At 68.1% G+C, this 26,531-nt stretch carries 29 protein-coding genes; 17 read left to right on the forward strand and 12 right to left on the reverse strand.

Annotated features, from left to right (window positions below; translation table 11 throughout):
* Window positions 1-107 precede the first annotated feature (107 nt).
* The 7 genes from NX1_RS18870 to NX1_RS18900 all read left to right on the forward strand — a co-directional run bounded on the left by NX1_RS18870 (window position 108) and on the right by NX1_RS18900 (window position 7,476).
* Complete coding sequence (locus tag NX1_RS18870) at window positions 108-1,355, forward strand: MFS transporter (RefSeq protein ID WP_245668571.1); 1,248 nt, start codon at window positions 108-110, stop codon at window positions 1,353-1,355.
* Window positions 1,352-1,990, forward strand: coding sequence for a TetR/AcrR family transcriptional regulator (locus NX1_RS18875; RefSeq protein ID WP_068060926.1), 639 nt, complete (start codon window positions 1,352-1,354; stop codon window positions 1,988-1,990). Before NX1_RS18870 ends, NX1_RS18875 begins: the two co-directional genes overlap by 4 nt.
* A 632-nt stretch (window positions 1,991-2,622) precedes the next feature.
* Window positions 2,623-3,828, forward strand: coding sequence for a lipid-transfer protein (locus tag NX1_RS18880; protein WP_068060928.1), 1,206 nt, complete (start codon window positions 2,623-2,625; stop codon window positions 3,826-3,828).
* Window positions 3,829-3,860: 32 nt separating this feature from the next.
* Window positions 3,861-4,295 carry a type II toxin-antitoxin system Rv0910 family toxin gene (locus NX1_RS18885; protein ID WP_068060930.1) on the forward strand — a complete coding sequence of 145 codons (435 nt, stop codon included), beginning with the start codon at window positions 3,861-3,863 and terminating at the stop codon, window positions 4,293-4,295.
* A gap of 9 nt (window positions 4,296-4,304) precedes the next feature.
* On the forward strand, window positions 4,305-5,183 hold the full coding sequence (locus tag NX1_RS18890) for a MaoC/PaaZ C-terminal domain-containing protein (protein WP_068060933.1): 879 nt from the start codon (window positions 4,305-4,307) through the stop codon (window positions 5,181-5,183).
* A gap of 120 nt (window positions 5,184-5,303) precedes the next feature.
* The gene (locus tag NX1_RS18895) at window positions 5,304-6,185 is read left to right on the forward strand and encodes an SDR family oxidoreductase (protein ID WP_068060936.1); all 882 of its coding nucleotides are present in this window, start codon (window positions 5,304-5,306) and stop codon (window positions 6,183-6,185) included.
* A 28-nt stretch (window positions 6,186-6,213) separates the two neighbouring features.
* Entirely contained in the window at window positions 6,214-7,476 is a 1,263-nt protein-coding gene (locus NX1_RS18900; RefSeq protein ID WP_068060938.1) for an acyl-CoA dehydrogenase family protein, read from the forward strand.
* Between the two features lie 93 nt (window positions 7,477-7,569).
* Here the strand turns inward: NX1_RS18900 and NX1_RS18905 are convergent, their stop codons facing one another.
* From NX1_RS18905 to ephH, 3 genes are all read right to left on the reverse strand, one after another.
* Window positions 7,570-7,854, reverse strand: a complete 285-nt coding sequence (locus tag NX1_RS18905) for a helix-turn-helix domain-containing protein (protein ID WP_068060941.1) — start codon at window positions 7,852-7,854, stop codon at window positions 7,570-7,572.
* Complete coding sequence (locus tag NX1_RS18910) at window positions 7,851-8,225, reverse strand: type II toxin-antitoxin system RelE/ParE family toxin (protein WP_068060948.1); 375 nt, start codon at window positions 8,223-8,225, stop codon at window positions 7,851-7,853. The genes NX1_RS18905 and NX1_RS18910 overlap by 4 nt, the downstream gene beginning before the upstream one ends.
* Before the next feature lie 68 nt (window positions 8,226-8,293).
* Window positions 8,294-9,190 (reverse strand): epoxide hydrolase EphH, encoded by an 897-nt coding sequence (ephH, locus tag NX1_RS18915; RefSeq protein WP_084501562.1) that lies wholly within the window; start codon window positions 9,188-9,190, stop codon window positions 8,294-8,296.
* A gap of 69 nt (window positions 9,191-9,259) precedes the next feature.
* Here ephH and NX1_RS18920 point away from each other — a divergent pair, with 69 nt between their 5' ends.
* The 3 genes from NX1_RS18920 (at window position 9,260) to NX1_RS18930 (ending at window position 11,104) form a co-directional block, all read left to right on the forward strand.
* A complete protein-coding gene (locus NX1_RS18920; protein ID WP_068060952.1) occupies window positions 9,260-10,039 on the forward strand; it encodes an exodeoxyribonuclease III in 780 nt (259 codons plus the stop codon).
* A gap of 73 nt (window positions 10,040-10,112) precedes the next feature.
* Window positions 10,113-10,622, forward strand: a complete 510-nt coding sequence (locus NX1_RS18925) for a ribonuclease domain-containing protein (protein WP_245668572.1) — start codon at window positions 10,113-10,115, stop codon at window positions 10,620-10,622.
* Window positions 10,622-11,104 carry a barstar family protein gene (locus NX1_RS18930; RefSeq protein WP_068060953.1) on the forward strand — a complete coding sequence of 161 codons (483 nt, stop codon included), beginning with the start codon at window positions 10,622-10,624 and terminating at the stop codon, window positions 11,102-11,104. Before NX1_RS18925 ends, NX1_RS18930 begins: the two co-directional genes overlap by 1 nt.
* A gap of 97 nt (window positions 11,105-11,201) precedes the next feature.
* Here the strand turns inward: NX1_RS18930 and NX1_RS18935 are convergent, their stop codons facing one another.
* The gene (locus NX1_RS18935; protein WP_245668573.1) at window positions 11,202-11,837 is read right to left on the reverse strand and encodes a TetR/AcrR family transcriptional regulator; all 636 of its coding nucleotides are present in this window, start codon (window positions 11,835-11,837) and stop codon (window positions 11,202-11,204) included.
* Between the two features lie 124 nt (window positions 11,838-11,961).
* Between NX1_RS18935 and NX1_RS18940 the strand changes: the two genes are divergently transcribed.
* From NX1_RS18940 to yhjD, 3 genes are all read left to right on the forward strand, one after another.
* Window positions 11,962-12,966: an oxygenase MpaB family protein gene (locus NX1_RS18940; protein ID WP_084501554.1), complete on the forward strand. Its 1,005-nt coding sequence runs from the start codon at window positions 11,962-11,964 to the stop codon at window positions 12,964-12,966.
* A complete protein-coding gene (gene trpS / locus NX1_RS18945; protein WP_068060957.1) occupies window positions 12,929-13,960 on the forward strand; it encodes a tryptophan--tRNA ligase in 1,032 nt (343 codons plus the stop codon). Before NX1_RS18940 ends, trpS begins: the two co-directional genes overlap by 38 nt.
* A gap of 114 nt (window positions 13,961-14,074) precedes the next feature.
* A complete protein-coding gene (gene yhjD, locus NX1_RS18950) occupies window positions 14,075-15,094 on the forward strand; it encodes an inner membrane protein YhjD (protein WP_068060962.1) in 1,020 nt (339 codons plus the stop codon).
* Between the two features lie 27 nt (window positions 15,095-15,121).
* Here yhjD and NX1_RS18955 read toward each other — a convergent pair whose 3' ends face one another.
* Entirely contained in the window at window positions 15,122-16,429 is a 1,308-nt protein-coding gene (locus NX1_RS18955) for a D-alanyl-D-alanine carboxypeptidase family protein (protein ID WP_068060969.1), read from the reverse strand.
* Between the two features lie 186 nt (window positions 16,430-16,615).
* On the opposite strand from NX1_RS18955, the gene NX1_RS18960 reads away from it, so the two are divergent.
* Both NX1_RS18960 and NX1_RS18965 read left to right on the forward strand, forming a co-directional pair.
* The gene (locus tag NX1_RS18960; protein WP_068060972.1) at window positions 16,616-18,145 is read left to right on the forward strand and encodes an MFS transporter; all 1,530 of its coding nucleotides are present in this window, start codon (window positions 16,616-16,618) and stop codon (window positions 18,143-18,145) included.
* A complete protein-coding gene (locus NX1_RS18965) occupies window positions 18,135-18,746 on the forward strand; it encodes a TetR family transcriptional regulator (RefSeq protein ID WP_068060977.1) in 612 nt (203 codons plus the stop codon). Before NX1_RS18960 ends, NX1_RS18965 begins: the two co-directional genes overlap by 11 nt.
* A gap of 6 nt (window positions 18,747-18,752) precedes the next feature.
* On the opposite strand, the gene NX1_RS18970 is transcribed toward NX1_RS18965, so the two are convergent.
* Window positions 18,753-19,664, reverse strand: a complete 912-nt coding sequence (locus NX1_RS18970) for a phenylalanine 4-monooxygenase (protein WP_068060984.1) — start codon at window positions 19,662-19,664, stop codon at window positions 18,753-18,755.
* A 317-nt stretch (window positions 19,665-19,981) separates the two neighbouring features.
* Here NX1_RS18970 and NX1_RS18975 point away from each other — a divergent pair, with 317 nt between their 5' ends.
* On the forward strand, window positions 19,982-20,185 hold the full coding sequence (locus NX1_RS18975; protein ID WP_068060987.1) for a type II toxin-antitoxin system VapB family antitoxin: 204 nt from the start codon (window positions 19,982-19,984) through the stop codon (window positions 20,183-20,185).
* A gap of 72 nt (window positions 20,186-20,257) precedes the next feature.
* Here the strand turns inward: NX1_RS18975 and NX1_RS18980 are convergent, their stop codons facing one another.
* Complete coding sequence (locus NX1_RS18980) at window positions 20,258-21,754, reverse strand: alpha/beta hydrolase (RefSeq protein ID WP_245668574.1); 1,497 nt, start codon at window positions 21,752-21,754, stop codon at window positions 20,258-20,260.
* Window positions 21,755-22,009: 255 nt separating this feature from the next.
* Between NX1_RS18980 and NX1_RS18985 the strand changes: the two genes are divergently transcribed.
* Window positions 22,010-22,693 carry a JAB domain-containing protein gene (locus NX1_RS18985; RefSeq protein ID WP_068060993.1) on the forward strand — a complete coding sequence of 228 codons (684 nt, stop codon included), beginning with the start codon at window positions 22,010-22,012 and terminating at the stop codon, window positions 22,691-22,693.
* Between the two features lies 1 nt (window position 22,694).
* Here the strand turns inward: NX1_RS18985 and NX1_RS18990 are convergent, their stop codons facing one another.
* The 5 genes from NX1_RS18990 to NX1_RS19010 form a co-directional block, all read right to left on the reverse strand.
* A complete protein-coding gene (locus NX1_RS18990; RefSeq protein WP_084501556.1) occupies window positions 22,695-23,129 on the reverse strand; it encodes a PIN domain nuclease in 435 nt (144 codons plus the stop codon).
* Window positions 23,126-23,335 carry a type II toxin-antitoxin system VapB family antitoxin gene (locus NX1_RS38550; protein ID WP_084501563.1) on the reverse strand — a complete coding sequence of 70 codons (210 nt, stop codon included), beginning with the start codon at window positions 23,333-23,335 and terminating at the stop codon, window positions 23,126-23,128. The genes NX1_RS18990 and NX1_RS38550 overlap by 4 nt, the downstream gene beginning before the upstream one ends.
* A 174-nt stretch (window positions 23,336-23,509) precedes the next feature.
* Window positions 23,510-24,283, reverse strand: coding sequence for a succinate dehydrogenase iron-sulfur subunit (locus tag NX1_RS19000; protein ID WP_068060995.1), 774 nt, complete (start codon window positions 24,281-24,283; stop codon window positions 23,510-23,512).
* Window positions 24,283-26,052: a succinate dehydrogenase flavoprotein subunit gene (gene sdhA / locus NX1_RS19005; protein ID WP_157119851.1), complete on the reverse strand. Its 1,770-nt coding sequence runs from the start codon at window positions 26,050-26,052 to the stop codon at window positions 24,283-24,285. Before sdhA ends, NX1_RS19000 begins: the two co-directional genes overlap by 1 nt.
* Before the next feature lie 13 nt (window positions 26,053-26,065).
* Window positions 26,066-26,497 (reverse strand): succinate dehydrogenase hydrophobic membrane anchor subunit, encoded by a 432-nt coding sequence (locus tag NX1_RS19010; protein WP_068060998.1) that lies wholly within the window; start codon window positions 26,495-26,497, stop codon window positions 26,066-26,068.
* Window positions 26,498-26,531: the final 34 nt, after the last annotated feature.

Below are 26,531 nucleotides of genomic sequence, written 5' to 3' on the forward strand. Positions count from 1 at the left end.
CCGGTCGTCGAGATGTCGAGTGAGCTGGACGAATAGGGCGGCCGGTGGTGGTCGAACTCACGTCGGCTCGGGGAGCGATCCCGCCCCCGCGCCGGTTACATGAAGACGTGACGAGCCAGGTAGCAACCGATCAGCCCGCCCCGCCCGAGAAGGAGCGGACCGATTGGCATGTCCCCGCGATGCTGGCACTGGCCCTCGGCGGCTTCGGCATCGGCACAACCGAGTTCGTCACCATGGGTTTGCTGCCCGATATCGCGCAGGCCATGAATGTCCCCGAGCCGACCGCGGGTCACGCCGTGTCGGCCTACGCGCTCGGCGTGGTGATCGGCGCGCCGTCGCTGGCCGCGCTCTGCGCGCGGGTTCCGCGCAAGCGCCTGCTCATCGCCTTGATGATCGCGTTCACCGTTGGCAACGCGGCCACCGTTGTGGCGCCGAGTTTTCAGAGCTTGGTCGCCGCGCGCTTCGTCTCCGGTCTGCCGCACGGCGCCTACTTCGGCGTCGCCTCGCTGGCGGCGGCGACGCTCGCCCCAGCCGGCAGGCGCGCGAAAGCGGTTGCCGCGGTTATGCTGGGACTGAGCGCCGCCAACGTCGTCGGCGTTCCCGCAGCCACCTGGCTCGGCCAACACCTCGGCTGGCGGGACGCCTTCGTGGTGGTCGCGTTGATCGGCATCATCACGGTCGCGGCGCTCGTTCGATTCGTGCCGGAACTCACCGGCATCAAAACCACCAACCCGATGACCGAACTCGGCGCGCTGCGTCGCTCACAGGTGCTGCTGACCCTGGCGGTCGGGGCGGTCGGCTTCGGCGGCATGTTCGCCGTCTACACCTACATCACCACCACGCTGACCGATGTGGCAGGCATGTCGCTCGGCTTGGTGCCTGTCGTGCTGATGCTGTTCGGTCTCGGCATGGTGGCGGGCAATATCGTCGGCGGCGTGCTCGCCGATCGCGGCGTCGACCGCGCGATCCTGTTCGCTTCGGTGGCGATGGCCGTGGTGCTCGCGGCTTTCGTTGTCGCCGCCCGGAATCCATTCACCGCCGCGCTCTGTGCGTTCCTGGTCGGCGCGACCGGCGCTGCGCTCGCGCCCGGTTTACAGACGCGCCTGATGGACGTCGCCGCCGACGCGCAAACCCTCGCCGCCGCACTCAATCACGCGGCCTTGAACATCGCCAATGCGGCGGGCGCCTGGCTCGGCGGCCTCGTCATCGCCGCGGGACTCGGCTATACCGCGCCCGCCGCAGTCGGCGCGGGTCTCGCGGTGGTCGGTACGCTGCTGTTCGTCGTCACCGTGTGGATCGCCAGGCGCACATCAGAACATGCAGATCTGTATGTAAGTGTAGAATCACCGGAATGACCAGGACCGCCGCCGACAAGCCGCAGCGCCGAACCCAGGAGCAGCGCAGCAGCGAAATGCGCGTCCGGCTGCTCGACGCCACCATCGATTGCCTGGTCGAATACGGCTACGGCGGCACCACGACACCGCGGGTGGCCGAGCGCGCGGGAGTCACGCGCGGGGCGCAGGTGCACCACTTCGGATCCAAGAACGATCTCGTCGTCGCCGCGATCAGCCACTTGGCCCAGCGCCGCGCGGAGACCGCGATGCGGGAGATGGTCGAAGTCGAGAGCGGCGCCGATCCGGTCGCCGCGGCGCTGGACTTCTTGTGGGAGCTGCACCAGGGCCCGCTGTTCATCGCGACCGTCGAACTGTGGGTCGCGGGCCGGACCGACCCGGTGCTGGCCTCGGCCATGGAGAAGGTCGAGCCGTTCGTCAACAACGCGGTCCTGATGGCCGTGGCCCGCTTCGTCCCGGACGAGATGCGCCGCAAGGACGCTCGCGATTTCGTCTACACCGCGATGGACGCCCTGCGCGGGATTCTCATCTCGAACTTCATCGAGCCCGACACCGATCGGGCCCGCAGGCGCTGGGCTCGCGCGTCGGCCAATCTGCGCGCCGCCGCGGTGGCGAGTCTCATGCCGCGCAGCGAGTGACGCGCGATCGCGGCGTCGCTGAAGGACGGCCGATCGCGTCCGGTCGAATAGCTCGGATGCGGAATCGCGCTGTCGTCGAACAGGTCTGGCGCCGGCGCGCCGGATATCGACCGCCTGGCGTGCGCCGGCGTCGGACCCTCGCCGAGGCGGTGCTGCCGAATCTCGTTGGCGGCCAACGCTGCGACCACCGCGGCCGGTGGGCGTGGGCCTCGAACCCGTGCTGTACGGGCTGAGAACCCCATGATGGGCAGCGCTTCCGCGGGTCGGGGACGGCCGTCTGTCCGGTGATGCCGGGCGAGGCATTGCGGCGAATCGCGCCGCCGTTGGCCGGGGCTGGAACGGGCGCGTGTTCTCGTCCCGAGCTGTTGTCAGGTTGCCGGGTGATCACCCATTTCCGCCGACATATCAGCGACCGGTGGTTTCGGATACACAACTAGTTGTATGTCTGTCAACGCCTCGTTGACCTGGATATTCGGCGAGTCGAACCCCGAGCATCGGATAACTCTTGCGTGGTTACATACAGCTTTGTATGTTTGTTTCAGTCCGATCCGGTCGGATCGGCCGCTGATGTCCGCCGCCCGCGCCGCCGGTGCACCCGTCGCGGCGCTCGCAGGCACGAAGTAAGGAGTTCGATGGCGAACAAGGTCTACGTCGTCGGCGTCGGCATGACGAAATTCGAGAAGCCGGGCCGCCGCAAGAACGAGGACGGCACCGACTGGGACTACCCGGACATGGCCCGCGAATCGGGCACCAAGGCGCTCGCCGACGCGGGCATCGATTACCGCGAGGTGCAGCAGGCCTACGTCGGTTATGTCTACGGCGAGTCCACCTCCGGCCAGCGCGCGGTCTACGAGCTGGGCATGACCGGCATACCGGTCGTCAACGTCAACAACAACTGCTCGACCGGTTCGACCGCGCTGTACCTCGCGGCGCAGGCGATCCGGGGCGGGCTCGCCGACTGCACGCTCGCGCTCGGCTTCGAGAAGATGCAGCCGGGCTCGCTCGGCTCCACCTGGGACGACCGTGAGCAGCCGATGGCGAAGCACATCATGGCGCTCGCCGAGATCTCCGAGGTGCTCTTCCCGGTGGCGCCGTGGATGTTCGGCGCGGCGGGCCGCGAGCACATGAAGGAGTACGGCACCACCGCCGAGCACTTCGCCAAGATCGGCTACAAGAACCACAAGCATTCGGTGAACAACCCGTACTCCCAGTTCCAGGACGAGTACACCCTCGACGACATCCTCGGCGCGCGGATGATCTACGACCCGCTGACCAAGCTCCAGTGCTCGCCGACCTCCGACGGTTCCGGCGCGGTCGTCCTGGCGAGCGAGGACTTCGTGCACTCGCACGATCTCGCCGGGCAGGCCGTCGAGATCGTCGGCCAGGCCATGACCACCGACTTCGCCTCCACCTTCGACGGCACCGCGAAGAACCTGATCGGCTACGACATGAACGTCCAAGCCGCGCAACAGGTCTACCGGCAGGCTGGCCTCGGTCCTGATGACTTCCAGGTCATCGAACTGCATGACTGCTTCTCGGCCAACGAACTGCTGCTCTACGAGGCGCTCGGCCTGTGCGGCCCCGGCGAGGCCGGTGCGCTGATCGACGCCGACCAGACCACCTATGGCGGCAAGTGGGTCGTCAATCCCTCCGGCGGCCTGATCTCCAAGGGGCACCCGCTCGGCGCCACCGGTCTGGCGCAGTGCTCCGAACTCACCTGGCAGCTGCGCGGCGCGGCAGGCAAACGCCAGGTCGATGGCGTCACCGCAGCACTGCAGCACAACATCGGCCTCGGCGGCGCCGCGGTTGTGACCGCGTACCAGCGCGCCGACCGCTGATCGCCGAAACCCTTACCCGACAGGAGAAATCAATGGGACACATCGAAGCCACCAAGGACGTCAACGCCACCCCCGAAGCCCTGTGGGCGGTCGTCTCCGATCCGCAGACCTGGGACAAGTGGTTCACCATCCACGAGCGCTTCATGGAGGAGCCGCCCACCGCCTTGGCCGAGGGGTCCAAGCTGGTGGCCAAGATCGTCATGCTCGGCATGGCGAACAAGCTGGAATGGACCATCAAAGCGGTCGAGGCGCCGAACAAGCTGACCCTGGGGGGCACCGGAATGGCCGGGGTGAAGACCGAATTCACCTTCGATATCCAGCCCAAGGGCGCGGGCAGCACCATCGTGGTGTCCGGTGACTTCGAGGGCGCGCTGATCAAGGGCGCGCTCGGCAAGGCGGTCGAGAAGGACGGCATCAAGCAGCTGGACAAGTCGCTCGAGCAGCTCGACGCGCTGGCCTCGGCGTAGGGCGTCACGATGACAGCGGAACCCACCGTGTCCCGCGTCGTCGAATTCGACAACGCGGGCCTGGAAACCTGGTGCGACGAAGAACGTTTCGCCGTGACGGCGGAGCGGATCGCCGAATACGCAGCGGCCACCAACGATCCCATCGCGGCGCACCGCGCGGGCGAGGTGGCCTCGCCGGTGTTCGGCATCGTCCCGGTCTTCGAGGCCATGATGATGCCGGTGATCGACGTGGCGCCGATGGACATTTTCGGCCGGGTCGTGCACGGCGAGCAGGACTTTCACTTCCACCGGGCCATCCGGCCCGGCGACCGGCTGGTCACCCGCGCCAAGGCGGTCGGCTACGCGAGCAAGTCCAACGGCAGCACGATCACCATCCTGATCGAATGCCGCGACGAGGACGGGCAACTGGTCAACGAGCAGTACCTGACCGCGTTCTTCCGCAACATCGACGCGGGCAAGACCATCGGACAGGCCGCGCCCGCGCACAAGTTAGACGAGTCCTTGCGGGCGACCGAGCCGTTCGCGGTCGTTGCACAGCACGTGGACGACGATCAGACCTTCCGCTACGCACCGGCTTCCGGCGATCCGGTGCCGCTGCACCTGGACGAGCAGGTCGCCAAGGACGCCGGGCTGCCCGGCATCATCGCGCACGGTCTGTGCACCATGGCGTTCGCGTCGTGGGCGGTGCTCACCGAGGCCGCGGGCTCCGACGTGCATCGGCTGCGCCGCTTCGCGGTGCGCTTCGCCAAGATGGTCTTCCCCGGCGACGACCTGGAGACCCGGATCTGGAAGGTGGGCGCGGGCGACGGCGTCACCACCTACGCCTTCGAGACGGTGCGGGGCACGGATGTCGTGCTGAGCGACGGCCTCGCCGAGATCGCCGACTGAGCCGAGCTGCCCGCGGCTCGGACTGCCGCGGGCAGCTCTTTCGTCCGGCGCGAGCCGGCACCCCATACATCACACCCTCGCCCCATCCGGTGGGCGAGACACAGCACAGGAGACGCACACATGGGCGCATTGGCAGGAAAGGTCGCGGTCATCACCGGCGGAGGCCGGGGGATCGGCCGTGAGCACGCGCTGCTGTTCGCGAGCGAGGGCGCTCGCGTCGTCGTCAACGACCTCGGCGGCAGCAACGCGGGCGAGGGGACCGATTCCGGCCCGGCTCAGCAGGTGGTCGAGGAGATCGTCGCGGCGGGCGGCGAGGCGGTCGCCAACACCGACGACATCGCCTCATGGGAGGGCGCGCGCAACCTGGTCCAGCAGGCGGTGTCCGAGCTGGGCGGGCTCGACATCGTGGTCAACAACGCCGGCATCCTGCGCGACGCGTTCGTCGCGGGCATGGAAGAAGCCCAGTGGGACGCCGTGATCGCGGTGCACCTGAAGGGCCATGCCGCGGTGCTGCACCACGCGGCGGCCTACTGGAAAGAGCAGAGCAAGGCAGGCAACCAACCCAACGCGGCCGTGATCAACACGGCGTCCGCGTCGGGCACCACCGTCCCGAACGCGGGCCAGGCCAACTACGGCGCGGCCAAGGCGGGCATCGCCGCGCTGACCCTGGTCGCCGCCGACGAACTCGCCCGCTACGGCGTGCGGGTGAATGCGATCGCGCCGATCGCCAGGACCCGGCTCACCCTCGCCACGCCCGGCATGGGCGAGATGATGGCCGCCGAGGCCGAGGCCGTCGAGGAAGCGGGCGGATTCGATGCCTTCAGCCCCGCCAACATCTCCCCGTTGGTCGCATACTTGGCTTCGGACAAGTGCCCGATCACCGGCAAGGTGTTCGCGGTGCAGGGCGGCGCCATCTCCGAGCTGGCGGGCTGGCACGACGTGAAGACGATCGAGACCGACGGCCCCTGGCTCATCGACGACATCGCCGCTCGGCTGCCCTGAGACCGGGCCGCCAGAAAGGAGAACGACGATGTTCGAATGGTCCGAGACCGATGTGATGGTCCGCGACGCGGTGCGCACCTTCATCGACAAGGAGGTCCGCCCGCACCTGGACGCGCTCGACAGCGGCGAGATGCTGCCGTATCCGATCATCCGGAAGCTGTTCGCGGACTTCGGTATCGACGCGATGGGCGGTGAGGCGGTCGCGAAGCTGCTCGCCAAGCAGCGGGCCAAGGAGGAGGCACTCGCCGCCGGAGCGCCCGCGCCGGAGAAGAGCGAGAAACGTTCCGGCGCAAGCCCGTTCAGCGGCCAGGAGTCGCTGATGGCGGTGCTGATCAGCGAATTGTCCGGTGTCTGCATGGGTTTGGTCACCGCGATGGGCGTCAGCATCGGGCTCGGCGCGACCACCATCATGTCGCGCGGCACGCTGGCCCAGAAAGAGCGCTGGCTCGCCGACATCGTGACGATGCGGAAGGTCGCCGCCTGGGCGATCACCGAGCCCGACTCGGGCTCCGACGCGTTCGGCGGCATGAAGACCTACGTCAAGCGCGACGGCGAGGACTACATCCTCAACGGCCAGAAGACCTTCATCACCAACGGTCCCTTCGCCGACGTGATGATCGTCTACGCGAAGCTGGACGAGGGAGAAGGGGTGGATAAGCGCGAGCGCAAGGTGCTGACCTTCGTCCTGGACAAGGGCATGGAAGGCGTCACCCAGGGCAAGCCGTTCAAGAAGATGGGCCTGCACGCCTCGCCGACCGGTGAACTGTTCTTCGACAACGTGCGCGTCGGCCGGGACCGGCTGCTCGGCGAGACCGAGGAGCACAAGGGCGGAGACGGCCGCGAGTCCGCGCGCTCCAGCTTCACCGCCGAACGCATCGGGGTCGCGTTCATGGCGCTCGGCATCATCGACGAATGCCACCGGCTGTGCGTCGACTACGCCAAGAGCCGCAAGCTGTGGGGCCAGGAGATCGGGCGTTTCCAGCTGGTCCAGCTCAAGCTGGCCAAGATGGAGATCGCCAGGATCAACGTGCAGAACATGGTGTTCAACGCGCTAGAGCGCGGCCGCGCAGGCAAACCGCCGACCCTCGCCGAGGCCTCCGCCATGAAGCTCTACTGCTCCGAAGCCGCCACCGACGTGGCGATGGAAGCGGTCCAGCTCTTCGGCGGCAACGGCTACATGACCGAATACCGCGTCGAACAACTGGCCCGCGACGCCAAATCCCTGATGATCTACGCGGGCTCCAACGAAATCCAAGTAACCCACATCGCCAAGGCCCTCCTGGCCCCCTGACCCCGCACCCACGCCCCACCCAGGCGCCGCCTGCGTGGGGCGTGCGGAGAGTGGGTGACCTTCACGCCGCGAGAGGCCGGGTGCGTCTGGCCTCTACGCCGCCAGCGAGACCGACAGCTCGGTGTCGAGGGCGGCGGCGATCCGCTCCAGGGTGGTGATCGTCGGTACCACGTCACCTGCCTCGAGGCGGCTCACGGCGTGCTGGCGCATCCCGGCACGGTTGGCCAGTTCGGTCTGCGACCATCCGCGCGCTTCACGAGCTGCGCGGATCTGGCGGCCGAGTTCATACGCCAGCGCGTAGGCGCGGGCGGCTGCCTGGTACTCGGGAGTGGCGCGGGTCGCCTCTAGGTGGGCGTCGAAGTCCCTTTGGCTGGTCATGGTTCGGTGTCTCCGGTGGGGTCGAAGGTCGAGTGTGCCGGGTCGGTGTGCTCTGATTCGCACAGCTTGCGGGCCATTTTCGCGCGATCGATCTGGGCCGTCTCGCGTTGCTTCGTTTTTTGAAACACGGTCAGCAACACAGCTTTTCGGCTACCAGGGAACCAGTACGTGATCCGAGTGGCCCGGTTGCGGGTAAGGGTGAACCGCAGCTCGCGAACCCCGTCGCCGAGGTAGCGACAATACGGTTCACTGAGTTCAGGGCCGTAAGCGGCGAGGAGTCCGGCGGCGAAGTCCGCACGGGCCAGGTCGATCGGTGATAGTCCGGCCAGGAACGAGCGAACCTCGGGCTCTATCTCGATCGCATACAGCACGACCTGAGATTATCACATCTATGTGATGACGCTTTGCGGGTCGATTGGTCGGCCTACCTCCTCCTGCCTCACACCGCGCGGAGGTGGTTGCGGCTGGCGTAGACGTGTTCGGCGATGAGGGTGGCTATGCGGTCGGGGGCTTCGAGCATGGGGACGTGGCCGACGCCGTTGACGAGGATGCGGTCGGCGGAGTCGGGGAGTTCCTTCAGGTAGCGGCGGGCGTAGACACGGTTCGGGATGATGCGGTCGTACTCGGACAGCAGCAGGCGGACCGGGGTGACCAGGTCGGACAGGTCGGCCAAAGCGGGGGCGCGGAGGCCGCCCGCGATCATCGGCAGCATCGCTGTGCAGTTCAGCGCGGCGCGCAGCACATTGGCGATCTCGCGGCGCGGCACCGCGGAGGCGTGCTTGCTCAACAGGAACAGCGCGAACCGCTGGGGGATGACGTTGTCGGTTGCGAAACCGCCGAGCCGCCTGCCGATTCGCACGAGCGGAACCAGCGAGAGGAACTTCAGTCCCACCCGGAACTGGGTGAGCGAGGGGACGTTCCAGCCGCCCGCGGGCGCGATCAGCGTCAGCGTGCGGGCTCTGCCGCGGCGGGCGAGTTCGACGCCGACCCAGGCGCCGAGCGAGTTGCCCGCGATATGGCAGGTGCGCCAACCCATTTCGTCGAGCTGGGCCTCGATCGCGTCGGCCAGCGCGCCGACGCCGACGAGCCCGCGCTCGGCAGGCGGGCCGCCCCAGTGACCGGGCAGGGCGGGGGCGTACACCTCGCAGTGCGAGGACAACCGGTCCGCGGTGCGTTCCCAACAGTGCGGCGAGAGCATGAAGCCGTGCAAAAGCATCAGCGGATCGCCGGAGCCCAGGTGCAATGCTTTGATCGGTTTGTCGTCCGTGCGGGCGGCGGTTCGCGCTCGGGCGGAGCGCGGGGCGGCGGCCGTGGACTTGGAGGTGTCGGACGTCATCGTCAGCACCCCTTCCTGGACGGCAGTGTCCGGGGGCGGTATCTCTGACCAGCATTGTACGGTCGTTGCGTGCCCTACATCATCTCCACAGTCAATGTGAACGGCGTCCGAGCGGCCACGGGCAAGGGCATGCTCGACTGGCTCGCGGCCACCGAAGCGGACATCGTCTGCCTGCAGGAAACCCGCGCCACCGACGAGCAGACCCGCGCCGCGCTCGCGCCGGCATTGGCCGACGGCTGGTGGCTGGCGCACGCCGAGCCCGGGTCCAAGGGCAGGGCCGGTGTCGGCATCCTGTCCAGGCGGGAGCCGAAGGCGGTCCGGATCGGGTTCGGCAGCGCCGAGTTCGACGCCTCGGGGCGCTTTCTGGAGGCCGAATTCGACGAGGTGACCGTCGCCAGCGTGTACGTGCACTCCGGTGACGCGGGCACCGAGCGCCAGGACGAGAAGTACCGGTTCATGGCCGAGTTCGGCGCCTACCTGAAGACCCGTACCGGCGACTTCGTGGTCAGCGGCGACTGGAACATCGCGCACACCGAACGCGACCTGAAGAACTGGAAGGGCAACCTGAAGTCGGCCGGGTTCCTGCCCGAGGAACGCGCCTGGATCGACGAGCTGATCGCCGCCGGCTATGTCGACGTGGTGCGTCAGCTGCATCCGGGCGTCGACGGGCCGTACAGCTGGTGGTCCTACCGCGGCCGCGCCTTCGACAACGACTCGGGCTGGCGCATCGACCTTCAGCTGGCGCGCGGCGAGCTGCCGCGCCGCGCCAAGCAGGCCGTCGTCGAGCGGGCCGCCTCCTACGATCAGCGCTGGTCCGACCACGCTCCGGTCACGGTGCAGTACCGATGAACGGACGGAGTGAGCGAATCGTGTGCCGGCGCGCTTCGCGCTCGCCGGAGCCGAGTGCCCGCGAGATGTCGGCGTGACCGGCAAAGTGATCCGGGCGCTAGGGGCGCTCGGCGCGGTGGCGGTGGTGCTGTTGCTCGCGGTGCTCGCGTCACGCGGCGGCCCCGACACCGACCGCACGGCGGGCTCGGCCACCGCGACGACCCGCGCGACGGCGACCGCCTCGAGTGTCTCCGCGCGCCCGACCGGCGTCCCGCCCGTCGCGGTCACGGTCACGGTCACGGTCACGCCGAGCCGGGCGCAGGGCGTTCCGGACCGCGCCTACGTCACGCTGGCCGAGATAGACGCGGGCCGCTGGCCGGATTCGGCGAACGCGCCAGGCACCAAGGGCGGCGAGCGCTGGATGAACCGGGACGGCACGCTGCCGCGCACCGATGCCGCGGGCAGGTCGATCACGTATCAGGAGTGGGACGTCAACCCCAAGCAGCGCAACCGTTCCCGCGATGCCGAACGCATCGTCACCGGCAGCGACGGCACGGTCTGGTACACCGGCGACCACTACGAGACGTTCACGAGGATGCGCTGATGCCCCGTCCGGTTCCGCTCTCGCAGTTCCTCGCTCGCACCGTCGACGGCGCGCCCACCACCGTGTCCGAGCCGGTGCTCGGCGCGCTGCCCGTCGACGCGCCCGAATTGAGCGAGGTCCGCTATCGCGCGCCCGCCGGGTACCAGGTGCGCGAGTTGCGCGGGCGCAAGATGCACGACACCGCGGGCGTGTTCGACGAGTGGGCCTCGGCCTTCCAGTTCCCGTACTACTTCGGCGCGAACAAGGACGCCTTCGACGAATGCCTGCGCGACCTGGACGATTTCGTCGGCGAGGCGAGCGGTTACGTCGCCGTGGTGCGCGACGCGGCCGCGCTGCTCGACGATCAGCCCGAGGAGCGGGAGTGGTTCGAACAGGCGATGCGCGACTGCGCCGACTACTGGGCGCGTCGCGAGGTCGCGTTCCGCGTCGTCTATCAGGGCGCGCCGTTCTCGTCCGAGGTCATCGCGCTGTCACTGACCTGATCGGCCCTCGTCACGCGAGGCGGCCCGGTCTTCCAGGCGAACCGTCACCCGAGGCGGCGCGGTCATTCGAGGAGCCCCGGTCATTCGAGGAGCCAGGTCACCCGAGGCGGCGCGCCAGGTCCTCGCCGAGCAGGACGAATACATCCGTGGTGTGTTCGATGAGCTCCTCTTTGGTGAGCGGCATATCACCTTGTAGCCACGTCGTCAGCGTCTGCACCAGGCCGCCGACGAGGTAGGTCGCGCGAAAGAAGATGGCGGGATCCGGTTCGGGATCGGTGATGCCGTAGAAGTCGATGCCCTCGGCCGCGACCATGCGCGCGAACACCCGGATCGTCTCGGTGGTCCTGGCCCGCAGTTCCGGCGTGGCCATACCGGCGACCAGCGCGACCTTGGCCTTGCGCGGATCGTCGGTGAGCAGGTGGATGCCCGCGGCGATGGCGGCGTGTGCCTTGGCTCGCGAGTCATCAGGCGCGCCGCGCAGCCCGTCCAGGATCGCGATGGCCAGTTCCTCGGCGATCCGGTCGGTCAGCGCGGTGAGCACGGCGTCGCGGCTGTCGAAATTCTCGTAGTAGTACCGCTCGTTGAGCCCGGCCTGTGCGCACAGCCCGGAGACGGTGAGCTTCGCCAGGCCCTGGACGCCGATGATCTCGAGCGCGGCGTCCAGCAGTGCGGTGCGTCGCTGTGCCCGGCGTTGGTCGGCGGAGACGCCGCCGTAGGTCCGCTGCGCTGTCACAGCACGATTCTGGCACGGACACGATTCTGGCATTGAGTATTGCCAGAAGGTTGGATCTGGGGGATTCTATTGCCAGATGGTGTCGGTCCCGGCGCAGGCCGGGGCTTTCGATGAGGAGACAACGATGTCCGCACACTCGTCCCAGCCCGGATACTTCGCCGACAATTCGATGGCGCGACGCGTCATGAGCAAGCGTGCGGTCGGTCTCACCTACGGACAGCGGGCGCTGGTGATCGGAGCCGTGCACCCTCGCCTCTACGTCGGGACGGCCGAGAACACCGAACACCGCGACACGCCCTACACCCGGCTGGCGCTCACCGGGAAACTGTTCGAGGCCGTCTTCCTCGGTAGCAAGGAGGAGGCGGAACGGGCGCTGGCCTTCACCACCAAGAAGCACGCCAAGGTCGTCGGCGAGCTGCCCGAGGATGCCGGGCCGCGCCATCCGGCGGGCACGGCGTACTCGGCCCTCGATCCGCACCTGATGTTCATGACCATGGCGTTCACCTTCGATTCCGCCGAGGTCATGTACGACCTGCTCGTCCGCAGGCTGACCGACGGCGAGCGGGACGGGCTCTACCAGGACTACGTGCGCTGGGCCGAACTGTTCGGCATGCCGCGCGACGCCGCGCCCGCCGACTACCGCGCCTTCCGTCGCTTCTACGACGGCTACCTCGCCTCCGACGAGCTCTTCCTCACCGACGAGGCCCGGCTGGTCGGGTCCTACCTGGCGGGTCAGCGCGTCCCGTATCCGCAGCGGGCCCCGCTGCAACAGGTCGCCTCGGCGTTCTTCCTGCTGGTGCAGGGCAGTCTGCCGCCGCGCATCCGCGCCATGTACGGCATGCGCTGGGGAACGGCCGACGAGCTCGCCTTCCGCGCGCTGGCGGGCGGTGTGCGCACCGCGCATGTCGCGCCGCCGCTCGCCCCCAGGGTGCTGCGCGGCACGCTCGCCGGTCCGAGCGGACCGGTCTACCGATTGGTCTCCGAACGCGAGCGCAAGCTGACGCGGGCCGGCAGGCCGAGCATGCCCGGCGTCGACCCGCGCAACTGGGCGGCTCGAAATTCCGCTGGACTCGCATGGGAAGATCGAGGGCATGTCGAGTCCCGCATCAGCCCCGGCCGCCGAGCGTAAACAGCGTGTGCTGTCCGGGATCCAGCCGACCAGCTCCTCGTTCCACTTGGGCAACTACCTTGGGGCGCTGCAGTACTGGGTGACCATGCAGGACGACTACGAGGCGCTGTACTTCATCCCCGACATGCACGCCATCACGGTCCCGCAGGACCCGAAGGAACTGCGGGCGCGCACCAGGGCCGCGGCGGCGCAGCTGCTCGCGATCGGCATCGACCCCAAGAAGTCGACGCTGTTCGTGCAGAGCCAGGTGCCCGAGCACGCCGAGCTGGCCTGGGTCCTCAGCTGCATCACCGGTTTCGGCGAGGCCAGCCGGATGACCCAGTTCAAGGACAAGTCGGTCAAGCAGGGCGCGGAGAACGCCACCGTCGGCCTGTTCACCTACCCGGTGCTGATGGCCTCCGACATCCTGCTCTACCGCCCGCACCAGGTTCCGGTCGGCGAGGATCAGCGCCAGCATCTGGAGCTGACCCGAAACCTGGCGCAGCGCTTCAACACTCGCTTCAAGAAGACCTTCGTGGTGCCGGAGGCGCACATCGTCAAGGGCACCGCGAAGATCTACGACCTGCAGGATCCGACCGCCAAGATGAGCAAGTCGGCCGCCACCGACGCGGGCTTGATCAACCTGCTCGACGATCCGAAGATCACCGCCAAGAGGATCCGTTCGGCGGTCACCGACACCGAGCGCGAGATCCGCTACGACCCGGACGCGAAACCTGGCGTCAGCAATCTCCTGGTCATCCTGAGCTCGCTGGGTGGAACGCCGATCGTGACGCTGGAGAAGGATTACGAGGGTAAGGGTTACGGCGACCTGAAATCCGACGTGGCCGACGCGCTGGTGGAATTTGTGACGCCCTTGCGCGCCAAGGTGGAAGAGTATCTGGCGGACAAAGGCGAACTCGACCGTATCCTCGCTTTCGGTGCGGAGCGGGCGCGGGAGATCGCGGGCAACACTCTCGCGCAGGTCTACGACCGGGTGGGTTTCCTCGCCCGCTAGCCCGGGTACGACGCTTGCGAGGGTCGGGTGTGACTCCGCCTTCGCTTCGGCTGTGCGCGGGCAGGCGATGGACCGCGCCCGGCCGCGTCAATCGGGTGTCGAAGGGGCGAGCACGTGCAGGCGATCGACAACGTCAAAGCCGGGATCGAACGCCGCGTGCAGGCGCGGCCGTGGCTTGATCATCTGATCCGGGCCGGCGGCCGCTACGAGCGGCAGCGCGGCGACTACTACGCGGCCGGTATCACGTATTTCACCGTGCTGTCGCTGTTTCCATTGCTGATGGTGGCGTTCGCGGTCGCGGGCTTCGTGCTGGCGGGCAACGAGCAGCTGTTTCAAGAACTTCAGGACAAGGTCGTCGAGACCATCCCCGGCGAGCTGGGCACCCAGCTCAACGCGCTCATCGATCGGGCGGTCCGTTCCCGCGGCACGGTCGGTGTGCTCGGCCTGCTCGCCAGTCTGTACACCGGACTCGGCTGGATGGCGAATCTGCGCGCCGCGCTCACCGAGCAGTGGGAGCAGAAGACCGAGGAGGGGAACTGGTTGCGCACCAAGATCTCCGATCTCGGCGCGCTGATCGGGCTCGGCCTGGCCTTCGTGGTGTCGCTCGGATTTTCGGGGCTGGCCTCCAGCAATCTGGGCGCCCAGCTGCTGGCGCGCTACGGTCTCGACGAGCTACCCGGCGCCCGGCTGCTTTTGACGCTGCTGTCGATTCTGTTCGCGCTGCTGGCGAGCTGGGCGGTGTTCGCTTGGATCATCGCGCGGCTCCCGCGCGAGCCCGTCACGCTGGCCAGCGCCGCCAAGGCCGCGCTGCTCGCCGCGCTGGCGTTCGAGGTCTTCAAGTTCGTCGCGTCGATCTACCTGCAGATCGTGCTGCGCAGCCCGGCGGGCGCGGCCTTCGGTTCGATCATCGGTCTGATGGTGTTCACCTACATCACCTATCGCATCATCCTGTTCGCTACGGCGTGGGCCGCTACCGCTTCCGAGAACGAACCCGAGGTCGAGCCACCGACAGCCGGGGCCGTCATCCGGCCGCGGGTCGTCAACAGCGCCGGATCGTTCGGCAGCGGCGCGGCCTACTTCGGCGCGGGCGCGCTGGCAGCCCTCGGCCTGGCGACCTTGCGTAGGCGTCGCTGAGCAGGCCCGCGCCGGATCGGCGATGGCTCAGCGGCGTTGGCGATTGACGCGCCGCGCCTTGAGCAACAGGAACAGGATCAGCGCGAGGCCGCCGACCATCACCAGCGTGCGGGTACCGACGTGGTCGCGCTCGCGCGGCGGGCTCGCGAGCACGTCGCCGCCCTCGGTACGAGGCGGAGCCGCCAGTGTCGCAGGGGATTCGGCCTCGTTCGCCTCGGAGTTCGTTCCGTGATTCGGCAACAGTCCGATCTCGGTGCCGCGCGGTAGCGCGAAACCGTAGTCGAGCAGCCGGGCCGCCTGTTCCCAGGGGCGTATCGGGCGCACCTCGGCCTGCAACAGGGTGACCGCCAGCCTGCGCCCGTCGCGCTGCGCGGCCGCGACGAAGGTCTGCCTCGCGTCGTCGGTGTAGCCGGTCTTGCCGCCGAGCGCGCCCTCGTAGTTGTACAGCAGTTGGTTGTCGTTGCCGACCGCGAAGCCGGGGTGGTCTGGGTCGTTGGGAATCTTCGAATTCTTGGGATAGCCGGGGAAATCGATCTGTTCGGTCTGGATCAACTCGGCGAACAGCGGGATGGTCATCGCCTCGCGGAACAGCAGCGACAGGTCGTAGGCCGAGGTGCTCATGCCAGGCCCGTCGAGGCCGGAGGGTGTCGCCGCGCGAGTATCGAAGGCGTACAACGATTTCGCCAGCTGATTCATCTTCGTCACGGTCGCCTCGTCACCGCCGAGCTGGGCCGCGATGGCATGCGCCGCGTCGTTGCCCGAGGCCATGATCAGCGCCTGGAAGAGCTGCCTGTTGGTGTATTGACCGCCGGGGCCGATGCCGACGCGGGTGCCGTCGATGTCCGCGTCCTCCTGGGTACCCGTGACCACCGTGTCCAGTTTCAGCGCGCGCAGCGCGACGGTCGCCAGCAGCACCTTGATGGTGCTCGCGGGGCGATAGCGCCCGTGCGGGTCCTTGGCGGCGAGCACCTCGCCGGTATCGAGGTCCGACACCATCCACGCGGTCGCGGAGATGTCCCGCGGCGCGGGTGGCGCGCCTTTCGGCAGCACCACGCCGCATTCGCCCATCCTGGTCCCGCCCACCGGAGGCACGGGAACCGGCAGGGGGGCCGGTGTCGGTTTCCCCGGCGCGGGCGTCTCGGACGCGTCGATCGGCGCGGGCGGCTTGGTCTTCTGCGGGCAGTTGTCCGTGTTCGGGGTGGTGAACGGAGTGCTCGTCGGGGTCGGCGGCACCGCGAGAGCCGGTGCCGCGATCAGGCCGCCGAGCAGTGCGGCGGCAGCCAGCGCGCCCGCGAGGCGGCGCGTGGCGCAGTGGCGAGGATGCGGGATCTTCATCGGGAGCGAGCGTAACCGGCGTGATCGGTCGAGGCCCGTCAATCGCCCCCGCACTTGGCCGGACTAGGGCGGAGATACGCATAAACAGCACGGCCGCGCGTAAACCGGGGAACGCCGAGTATTGACAGCGACCATGAAATGGAAGCTACTATCAAAAAGTAGTAGCTTCCATTATCTGGAGGGAACATGAACTCGGATTCCCGGCGGTGGCTCGCCCTCGGCGCGTTGGCGCTCGCCATGCTGACCATCGGCCTCGACGTGACCGTCCTGACCGTCGCGCTGCCCACCCTCGCTATCGACCTGAACGCGAATACCGGTGCGCTGCAATGGTTCAGCTCCGCCTACACGCTGGCGCTCGCGGCCTTCATGCTGCCCGCGGGCGCGCTCGGCGACCGCTACGGCCGCAAGCGGATCCTGCTCGCGGCTCTGGTCTTGTTCGGCTCGGCCTCGCTTGCCTGCGCCTTCGCGGGCACCTCCGGTCAGCTGATCGCGGCGCGGGTGGTGCTCGGCATCGCGGCCGCGGCCATGATCCCGCTGTCCATGGCGGTGCTGCCGGTGCTGTTCCCCGAGCAGCGGGAGCGGGCCCGCGCCATGTCGATCTGGGTCACCGCCACCTCGCTCGGCCTGCCGCTCGGGCCGGTGCTCGGCGGCTGGCTCGTCGACAACTTCTGGTGGGGCTCGGTCTTCCTGATCAACGTGCCGATGGTGGTGGCCGGCGCGACGGCGGTGGCCGTGCTGGTGCCGGAATCGCGCAACCCCCAGCAGCTTCCGATCGATTTGCCGGGAGTGCTGCTGTCCATGCTCGGCATGCTCGGCGTCACCTACGGTTTCATCCGCTTCGGCGAACAGGGCTGGGGCGACCCGCTGGCCTGGGCGCCGCTCGTCTGCGGCGCGGCCATCACGGCGGCGTTCCTGCTGTGGCAGCGGCGCGGCCGCCATCCGCTGATCGACCTGGAGTTGTTCGGCAGCAAAGGTTTTCGCTGGGGCGCGGTGTTCGCCGTGCTGATCAACTTCGCGATGTTCGGCATGTTCTTCACCGTGCCGCAGTACTACCAGGAGGTGCTCGGCGCCGACGCCCTCGGCAGCGGACTGCGGCTGCTGCCGATGATCGGCGGCCTGGTCATCGGCGCGCGGCTGGGGGATCGGCTGCTGCCGGGCGCTGGTGCGCGTGTGGTGATCACCGCTGGTCTCGCGCTGCTCGGCGTCGGACTCGGATGGGGCGCGTTGACCGAGGTGGACACCGCCTACTGGGTCACCGCGTGCTGGATCACGCTGGTCGGCGCAGGCATGGGCATGGCGATGCCCGTCGCGATGTCGGTCGCGATCGACGATCTCGACGTCGCGCGTGCCGGTGTCGGATCGGCGCTGTTGCAGGCGTTGCGGCAGGCGGCGGGCACCGTCGGCGTCGCCCTCCTCGGCACCGTTCTGGTCACCCGGTACCGGGCCGAACTCGGCGCGCTGAACGTCGCGCCCTTCGACGACGGGGTGAGCAGCGGGGCGGCCGCGGCGAAGGCGAGCGGAAGCGCCGACGCGCTGGCGCAGGTCCAGTCGGCGTTCGTCGGTGGGATGAGCCTGATGCTGTGGGTCTGCGCGGCCGTCTGCGCGGTGTCGGTGCCGCTGGCGCTGTGGGCGCTGCCCCGTCGCGCGCCCGCGCCGGTGGACGCACCTGTCGTCGCCGCGGCGCCGGATGAGTCAGAATCGACACATGTCGGTTGAGTCATCGGGTGAGGGTGTCGCGGGGCCGGGACTACGAGAGCGCAAGAAGGAGCGGACCCGCCGGACGATTCGCACCGAGGCGTTCCGGCTGTTCCGCGAGCAGGGCTACAGCGAGACCACCATCGAGCAGATCGCCGCGGCGGCCGATGTCTCGCCGAGCACCTTCTTCCGCTACTTCCCGACCAAGGAGCAACTGGTCATCGTCGATGATCTCGATCCGGTGCTGATCGAGGAGGTCCGCAGTCAGCCGCGCGGGCTGCCCCCGATCCGCGCCTTCCGCAACGCGATCGAGGCGGCGATGGCCACCCTGACACCCGAGGAACTGGCCTTCGAACAGGAGCGCCAAGCCCTGCTCTACCACGTCCCCGAGCTGCGCGCCGCGATCGGCATCGAGCTCGAGCGCGGCATCGAGATGATCGTCGAACTGATCGCCGAGTACGTCGGCCGTCCCGCCGACGATTTCGAGGTGCGGGTGATGGCCGGTGCCATCGCCGGTGCCGGCCTTGCCGTTTCGCTGCGCGCGCCGATCAACGCGACGAATCTCGGGCGCGCGATGGAGTTCCTCGACGCCGGTCTCCCGCTCGGCGGCGCCGAGGAATAGCCGCCGTCAGCTCGCCTCGGCGACCGGCGGGCGCTTCTGGTCGCGCATCGCGCGCAGGGGCGTGTCGTCGTCCATCTCGGCGAAGAAGCCGCCGACCACGTCCTCGATCTCCGAGATCGACTCGGCGCAGTAGAGAATCGGCTGGTAGTGGGTGATGTCGTAGACGGCGGACCCCATCGCGACCACGTCGAGCGGCCGCATCTCGGCATGCCGGAACTCGTCCAGCTCGCCGTAAGAGGACAGCAATCCCGCTCCGTAGCATCGGATTTCGCCCCGTTCGCGAACCACGCCGAATTCCATCGAGAACCAGAACACGTCGGCGAGGAATTTCAGCGCCGTATCGGTGGTCAGCCTGGCGACCGCCGCGCCGACGGTCTCGTAGATGGCGGCGAAGCGCGGGCTGGCGATCTGATTGGCGTGCCCGATGATCTCGTGGATGGCGTCCGGTTCCGGGGTGTAGAGCGGCGCGGAGTGATGCCGGATGTACTGGGTGGAGTGGAACTCGCGTTCGGCGAAGGAGCCGAAGAACTCGCGCAGCGGCACGAGGCCTGCGGCGGGAACGTAGCGGAAACCGGTGAGCGGCGTCAGAGCCGCGGTCACATCGTCCAGTTGTGGAATGTGGTCTGCGGGCAGATCGAGCCGGGCCGCGGAGGCCAGTACCTCCGCGCAGGCGTAGGTGCGGTGTTTACGGGCCAGTTCGGCGGAGACGATCCGCCAGACCTGCTGCTCTTCGTCGGTGTAGTCGATCTTCGGTGCGGGTTCGCCCGGCGTGTAGGCCAGCGCGAGGGCGGCGATGGCATTGCGGCGGACACGGTACTCGGGGTCGTGTACGCCGGGGTGCTCGTCGCTCAGGTGCACCGTCACGTCGCCGTCACCGGTACGGGTGACCGGTGAGTACAGCTGAGCCTCGGTGAACATACTTCGATGCAAGCACCGCCTGATCGATCCGACAACGAAAGCCCGTCCAGCTGTACACACTGCCTAGCTGGCCGGATCGTTTCCGTCGCTTCCCGGCTTCGTGCATCGAAAATGATGGCAGTCGGCGATTCGCCGGCGGCCGTGCGCGTTGCTCCGCCTTCGCTGCGGCCGTCGACGGCCCTCCGCGGGGCGCCCTACCTGCGCCGGTGGCGCGAAATGTGCTGCGCGACCGGCGGCGGATGCCGGTGGGTGTCCGCGATTTGCCGGACATGAGCGGGGGTGATGGCGCAAGATGGCGAATGTACGAAGGAGGACGCATGCATACCGTGCGGATCGATCTCGACCAGAAGCTGTTGGCCGCCGCCGCCGAAATCATGGGGACGTCCAACAGCAACGCCACCGTCAACGAGGCGTTGCGCCGAATCGTGGTGCACGAGCGGCAACTCCATCACCTAGAGAAGCTGGCTGCGGGAGTGCTCTGTGCGCTACCGGCGCCGGAGGTCGCCGCCGTCGACGGTTAGACGGGCGCTGCCGACGAAGTCCGTCGACAGTCCCATGCAGGGCCGGGCCGAAGGCGGAGACCGGCCCGCCGCCTATCGTTGTTGTGCGCAGCGAGTGTCCGGCGGGGGAACGAGTTCGATCAGGTATTTCATGACCGGCTCGTCCACGCAGCGCACGCCCTTGAACGCGACGCCGTGCTGGGTGGCCTCGTAGGTGATCAGTGGTGCGTCGAGGGCTTCGGCCAGCCGCACGCCGCGCTGGTACGGCGTCGCCGGATCGCCGGTGGATGCCACCACGACCACTTTCGGCAGGCCCGTGATCACCGGCGGATGCGGCTGCCAATTCGGCGACACCGGCCAGAACGCACAGACGTCCAAGGGTGACTCGGTGATGGGCAGTCCGCTGTCGAAAATGGGGGCGACCTCGCGAATCCGGCGTTCCTGCTGGGTTACTTGTGCCCGGTCGGTGATTCTGACCTCCTCGAGGCACTTCACCGCCAAGTGCACGCCCAGCCCCACGGACTCGGAATGGCCGGTGATGATCGCCTGGAGCGCGTCGCCACGGCCTCGGCTCAGCTCGGCGAGGGCTGCGGTGAGGTCCGGCCAGAGTTTCGGGCTGTACATCGAGGCGACGACCCCGTCGACCGCATCGAAGAAGTCCACTCCTCGCTGATCCGTGGTGGCCGCGGGGTGGTCGATCAGCGGCAGAGTCAGCTTCCGGTAGACCTCGGTGGCCTGCCGGGGGTCGGTGCCGAGCGGACAGTCGGGTAACGTCGCGCAGTCCGCCGCGTAGGCCTCGAATGCCCGCTGGAACGCGGCGGCGTCGGCCACCGGATCACCCATGTTGGCCGCCGGATCGATGGGACCGTCCAGCACCATCGCCCGCACCCGGTCGGGGAACATCTCGGCAAAAGTGGAACCGAGGCGGGTGCCGTAGGAACCACCGAAGTATGTCAGCTTCTGCTCGCCGAGCACCGTCCTGATCACATCGAGATCCCTGGCCACATCGACGGTCCCGACATGCGCGAGCAGCTTCCGCCCCGAACCGGCAGCACACGAGACGGCGTAGTCCTCCGCCTCCTCTTCCAGTTGGTCGACCTCGCCGAAGGTATGGCCGACCCCGAGGATCAACTGCTCCGTCCGCATCTCCTCCGCGGACGGGCAGCGCACCAGCGGCGTCGAGGCGCCGAGTCCGCGCACATCCATGCCGATCACGTCGAAGCGTTCGGCCAGAGGCGTTTTCGCCAGCATCCTCGGCATGTCCAGGCCGGGTCCGCCAGGGCCGCCCGGGTTGACGAGGATCGCGGCGACACGCTCGCCGCGCGCCCGCAGCCGAGAGATGGCGATACGGGCGGTCTCGCCCACGGGATCGGCGTAGTCCAGCGGAACCATCACCCGCGCGCATTCTGTGCCCTCGGCGGAAAGCCCCGCGCCGCCGGGATAGTTCTCGCACGACTCCCAGGTGAGGGTCTGGCGGAGGAACGGTTCCAAGGTCGGAGCCGGTGCGACGAGCGGTTCATCGTCCGCGCACGCCGCCGTGGTGAGCAGCAGCGCCGCCAGCGCCGCGCGCGGAAACCACGACCGTGCCACTCCCTGAATTGTCCTGCGCCTTCGCACTATTCGCCTTTCCCCGGATGCCGGTTCGCCGAACAGTGTGCCCGAATCGGCGGTCGTCGCGCCTGCCGGGAGTCGCTCAGGCCGACCGACAGACCAGTCCTTCGGCGAGAGACATTCGACTCTCCCCGAGATTCGCTTCCCTTCATTTGTGCCCGAACCGCGCCCACCCGACCTGTCGGTGGCCGCTGGCATGATGCGAACCCTCCAACGCATTCGAGGGGGATTGTGATGTCGGTACCGATCGCCAGCCTGCCCTTCGGCCAGCGCCCGCGCGAGCGACTGCTCGCGGTCGGCCCCGCCGCGCTCAGCGACAGCGAGCTGCTCGCCCTGCTGCTCGGCCAGGGCCGCCGCGGCGAGAGCGCGCTGGAACTCGCCGCGGAGCTCCTCGCCGAATACGGCGGCATCCCCGGGCTGGCCGCGGCCCGGCCCGAGGAACTGTTTCGCAGGGCCGGGGTCGGTGTGGCCAAGGCCGCCGCGATCATCGCGGCCTTCCAGCTCGGCAGCAGAGCGCGCGCCGAACCCGAGGCGGCGCCGCGCCTGGAAAGCGCCGTCGACGTCGTCCGCATCGCCCGTCCGCTGTTCGACGGCGCCCGGGTCGAACGCATTCTCGTGCTGGTCTGCGACACCCAGAATCGCTTGCGGCAGAAGGTGTTCGTCGCCGAAGGCGCGGTCGACCAGGTCGCCGTCCCGATCCGCGAGATCCTCAACACCGTGCTGCGCCACGACGGCCGCGGCTTCGCCCTCGTCCACAACCACCCCTCCGGCACCGCCACCCCCAGCCTCGACGACCGCCGCACCACCACCCTCCTCATCGAAGCCGCCCGCACCGTAGGCCTCCGCTTCCTCGACCACGTCGTCCTCGCCGGCGAACAATGGTCCCGCGCCACCCCGACCACCCTCGGGCGCGAATGAGTCAGTTCAGGCTGCCCTGCGGGACCACCCACACCTGCGGTTGCCGAGTGACGGCCGCGATGTGCTCGAAGTCGGCGTCGTAGTGGACCAAGACCGCGCCGTGGAATTCGGCCACGGCGGCGGTGAGGAGGTCGATGATTCCGGCCGAACGGTGCTGACTCCTGCGCGCCATCAGGAGTTGAACCTCCCGGGCTCGGTCGGCAATGGTTTCGTTGATGGGCAGATTGATATACAGGGAGCGGCGTCGCTGGCCGATGTTCTGCACGTCGGCGAGGTTGCGACCGGAATAGCCGGCCTCGAGGTCGACGGTTATGCAGGTCGCGGCGGCTCGGTCGGCAATGAGGCCCGCGATGACGCTACGTACCGGTGGATGCTTTATCCGTGCGGCCGCCGAGGTATCGACGAGATGGAGCCGCAGCGGCGTCGTTTCGGTCAACGGCGAGCCTGGCGCATGATCTCCGGATCATCGATGTCCGGCCCGACCCCGAAGCCGTAGGGATCGTTCAGCACCTGCTCGATCCGTCGCCTGCGATCGGCCACGAACTCGAGCGCGGCGTTGACCGTGTCCTTCTTCGTGGTCGTGCCCAGCTCCTTGGCGGCCAGCGCCAACGCTTCGTCGTTGAGGTCGATCATGGTCTTCATGTGTCTCACGATAAATCCCCAGCTGTATGTCCAGCAATATCGATAGGTATTCGTAACTATCGGTGCGGTGGATCGGTGCCATGCTGGCCGTGAGGGTTTGAACGGCGAAGGCCGCCACCATCTTTCGATGGTGGCGGCCTTCGGGTGGCCGGTGGATCCGTGCGGATCCGGGAATCAGCGGGTGAAGAGCAGGGCGCGCTTGACTTCCTGGATGGCCTTGGTGACCTCGATGCCGCGGGGGCAGGCGTCGGTGCAGTTGAAGGTGGTGCGGCAGCGCCAGACGCCTTCGACGTCGTTGAGGATGTCGAGGCGCTCGCGGGCGCCTTCGTCTCGGCTGTCGAAGATGAAGCGGTGGGCGTTCACGATCGCGGCCGGGCCGAAGTAGCTGCCGTCGCTCCAGTACACGGGGCAGGAGGTGGTGCAGCAGGCGCACAGGATGCACTTGGTGGTGTCGTCGAACCTGGCGCGGTCGGCCTGGCTCTGGATGCGCTCGCGGGTGGGCTCGTTACCCGTGGTGATCAGGTACGGCTTCACCGCGCGGAACGCGTCGAAGAACGGCTCCATGTCCACCACGAGGTCCTTCTCCACGGGCAGGCCGCGGATCGGCTCGACGGTGACGGTGAGCGACTTGCCGCCCTTGGGCAGCATGTCCTTCATCAGCACCTTGCAGGCCAGCCGGTTCACGCCGTTGATCCGCATCGCGTCCGAACCGCAGACGCCGTGCGCGCACGAGCGGCGGAAGGTGAGCGTGCCGTCCAAGTAGGACTTGATGTAGATGAGCACGTTCAGGAAACGGTCGGTCGGCAGGACCGGCACCTGGAAAGACTCCCAGTGCGCGCCCTTCTCGTCCTCCGGGTTGAACCTGGCCACCTTGACGGTGATCATCACCGAGCCCTCGGGGACCGGAGCCGGCTTCTGCGAGGAGGGTGCTTCGGCTACAGCAGTCATCAGTACTTACGCTCCATCGGCTCGTAACGGGTCTGCACCACCGGCTTGAAGTCGAGGCGGATGTCGGAGATGAGTTCCGGGCTCTCCTTGTAGGCCATCGTGTGCCGCATGAAGTTCACGTCGTCGCGATCCGGGTAGTCCTCGCGGGCGTGGCCGCCGCGCGACTCCTTGCGGTTCAGCGCGCCGACGACGGTGACCTCGGCCAGTTCCAGCAGGAAGCCGAGCTCGACGGCCTCCAGCAGGTCGCTGTTGTACCGCTTGCCCTTGTCCTGCACGGTGATCCGCGCGTACCGCTCCTTGAGCGCGTGGATGTCGGTGAGGGCCTGCTTGAGCGTGTCCTCGGTGCGGAACACCGCGGCGTTCATGTCCATCGTGTACTGCAGCTCGGTGCGGATGTCTGCGACCCGCTCGTCGCCGTGCTCCGAGAGGAGCATTTCCAGCCACTCGGTCACCATCTGCGCCGGCTTCTCCGGCATGTCGACGAACTCGGTGCGCTGGGCGTACTCCGCGGCGGCGATGCCCGCGCGGCGTCCGAAGACGTTGATGTCGAGCAGCGAGTTGGTGCCGAGGCGGTTGGAGCCGTGCACCGAGACGCACGCGCACTCGCCCGCCGCGTAGAGGCCGGGGACGATGTCGGTGTTGTTGCGCAGCACCTCGCCGCGGATCCGGGTCGGGATACCGCCCATCACGTAGTGACAGGTCGGCATGACCGGCACCGGCTCCTTCACCGGGTCGACACCCAGGTAGGTGCGGGAGAACTCGGTGATGTCGGGCAGCTTCTCCTCGAGCACGTCCTCGCCGAGGTGGGTCACGTCGATGAGCACGTAGTCCTTGTTCGGACCCGCGCCGCGGCCCTCGAGCACCTCGAGCACCATCGAGCGGGCGACGATGTCGCGCGGCGCGAGGTCCTTGATGGTGGGGGCGTAACGCTCCATGAAGCGCTCGCCCGAGGCGTTGCGCAGGATGCCGCCCTCACCGCGGACCGCTTCCGAGATCAGGATGCCGAGGCCGGCCAGACCTGTCGGGTGGAACTGGTGGAACTCCATGTCCTCCAGCGGCAGACCCTTGCGGAACACGATCGCCATGCCGTCGCCGGTCAGCGTGTGCGCGTTCGAGGTGGTCTTGTACATCCGGCCCGAGCCGCCCGTGGCGAACACGATCGACTTGGCGTGGAAGACGTGCAGCTCGCCGGTGGCCAGCTCGTAGGCGACGACGCCGGTGGCGACCGGACCGCGCTCGGTCTCGGTGAGCACCAGGTCGAGCACGTAGAACTCGTTGTAGAACTCCACGTCGTGCTTGACACAGTTCTGGTACAGCGTCTGCAGGATCATGTGGCCGGTGCGGTCGGCGGCGTAGCACGCCCGACGGACCGGGGCCTTGCCGTGGTCGCGGGTGTGCCCGCCGAAGCGGCGCTGGTCGATCTTGCCCTCGGGGGTCCGGTTGAACGGCAGACCCATCTTCTCGAGGTCCATCACCGCGTCGATGGCCTCCTTGGCCATGATCTCCGCGGCGTCCTGGTCGACCAGGTAGTCACCACCCTTGACGGTGTCGAAGGTGTGCCATTCCCAGTTGTCCTCTTCGACGTTGGCCAGCGCGGCGCACATGCCGCCCTGGGCCGCGCCGGTGTGGCTACGGGTCGGGTACAGCTTGGTCAGCACCGCGGTGCGGACCCGGGGACCGGCCTCGATCGCCGCGCGCATGCCCGCGCCACCGGCACCGACGATGACGACGTCGTAGCGGTGTTCCTGAATCGGTCGCGATTCACTCATCGAGGGCCTGTTCCTAACTGATGTTGGGGTCGAAGGTGAAGATGACGTAGGTGCCGACGCCCATGACCAGGATCATCGAGATCACCAGCAGGGTCTTGAGCCAGAACCGGGTCGAGTCCTTGCGGGAGTAGTCGTCGATCACGGTGCGCAGGCCGTTGCCGCCGTGCAGCTGGGCCAGCCAAAGCATGGTGAGGTCCCAGATCTGCCAGAACGGGGAGGCCCAGCGGCCCGCGACGAAGGCGAAGTTCAGACGCTTCACGCCGCCGTCGATCATCAGCATGATGAACATGTGGCCGAACACGAGGACGATCAGCAGCAGGCCGGAGAAGCGCATGAACAGCCACGCGTACTTCTCGAAGTTGTTGCTGGAGCGAGCGCGCGGCGAGCGGGGCAGATCCAGGCTGGCCGGCCGGTCGTGAGACTTACCGAGGACGGGTGCGGTCATGCCTGCGCCTCGCTGACGCTCGGCTCCGGCATAA

It is taken from the genome of Nocardia xishanensis NBRC 101358 (genome assembly GCF_001613365.1).
In the GTDB taxonomy this organism is placed as follows: domain Bacteria; phylum Actinomycetota; class Actinomycetes; order Mycobacteriales; family Mycobacteriaceae; genus Nocardia; species Nocardia xishanensis.

Bases quoted from the DNA above. Each gene is read 5' to 3' on its own strand.
- NX1_RS18885 (WP_068060930.1), top strand. From the start codon at position 3,861: ATGGGACACATCGAAGCCACCAAGGACGTCAACGCCACCCCCGAAGCC.
- NX1_RS18970 (WP_068060984.1), bottom strand. From the start codon at position 19,664: ATGTTCACCGAGGCTCAGCTGTACTCACCGGTCACCCGTACCGGTGAC.
- NX1_RS19010 (WP_068060998.1), bottom strand. From the start codon at position 26,497: ATGACCGCACCCGTCCTCGGTAAGTCTCACGACCGGCCGGCCAGCCTG.
- NX1_RS18880 (WP_068060928.1), top strand. From the start codon at position 2,623: ATGGCGAACAAGGTCTACGTCGTCGGCGTCGGCATGACGAAATTCGAG.
- NX1_RS18975 (WP_068060987.1), top strand. From the start codon at position 19,982: ATGCATACCGTGCGGATCGATCTCGACCAGAAGCTGTTGGCCGCCGCC.
- ephH (WP_084501562.1), bottom strand. From the start codon at position 9,190: ATGACGTCCGACACCTCCAAGTCCACGGCCGCCGCCCCGCGCTCCGCC.
- NX1_RS18895 (WP_068060936.1), top strand. From the start codon at position 5,304: ATGGGCGCATTGGCAGGAAAGGTCGCGGTCATCACCGGCGGAGGCCGG.
- NX1_RS18955 (WP_068060969.1), bottom strand. From the start codon at position 16,429: ATGAAGATCCCGCATCCTCGCCACTGCGCCACGCGCCGCCTCGCGGGC.
- NX1_RS18905 (WP_068060941.1), bottom strand. From the start codon at position 7,854: ATGACCAGCCAAAGGGACTTCGACGCCCACCTAGAGGCGACCCGCGCC.
- NX1_RS38550 (WP_084501563.1), bottom strand. From the start codon at position 23,335: ATGAAGACCATGATCGACCTCAACGACGAAGCGTTGGCGCTGGCCGCC.
- NX1_RS18960 (WP_068060972.1), top strand. From the start codon at position 16,616: ATGAACTCGGATTCCCGGCGGTGGCTCGCCCTCGGCGCGTTGGCGCTC.
- NX1_RS18890 (WP_068060933.1), top strand. From the start codon at position 4,305: ATGACAGCGGAACCCACCGTGTCCCGCGTCGTCGAATTCGACAACGCG.
- NX1_RS19000 (WP_068060995.1), bottom strand. From the start codon at position 24,283: ATGACTGCTGTAGCCGAAGCACCCTCCTCGCAGAAGCCGGCTCCGGTC.
- NX1_RS18900 (WP_068060938.1), top strand. From the start codon at position 6,214: ATGTTCGAATGGTCCGAGACCGATGTGATGGTCCGCGACGCGGTGCGC.
- trpS (WP_068060957.1), top strand. From the start codon at position 12,929: ATGTCGAGTCCCGCATCAGCCCCGGCCGCCGAGCGTAAACAGCGTGTG.
- NX1_RS18965 (WP_068060977.1), top strand. From the start codon at position 18,135: ATGTCGGTTGAGTCATCGGGTGAGGGTGTCGCGGGGCCGGGACTACGA.
- NX1_RS18875 (WP_068060926.1), top strand. From the start codon at position 1,352: ATGACCAGGACCGCCGCCGACAAGCCGCAGCGCCGAACCCAGGAGCAG.
- NX1_RS18940 (WP_084501554.1), top strand. From the start codon at position 11,962: ATGTCCGCACACTCGTCCCAGCCCGGATACTTCGCCGACAATTCGATG.
- NX1_RS18985 (WP_068060993.1), top strand. From the start codon at position 22,010: ATGTCGGTACCGATCGCCAGCCTGCCCTTCGGCCAGCGCCCGCGCGAG.
- NX1_RS18930 (WP_068060953.1), top strand. From the start codon at position 10,622: ATGCCCCGTCCGGTTCCGCTCTCGCAGTTCCTCGCTCGCACCGTCGAC.
- sdhA (WP_157119851.1), bottom strand. From the start codon at position 26,052: ATGAGTGAATCGCGACCGATTCAGGAACACCGCTACGACGTCGTCATC.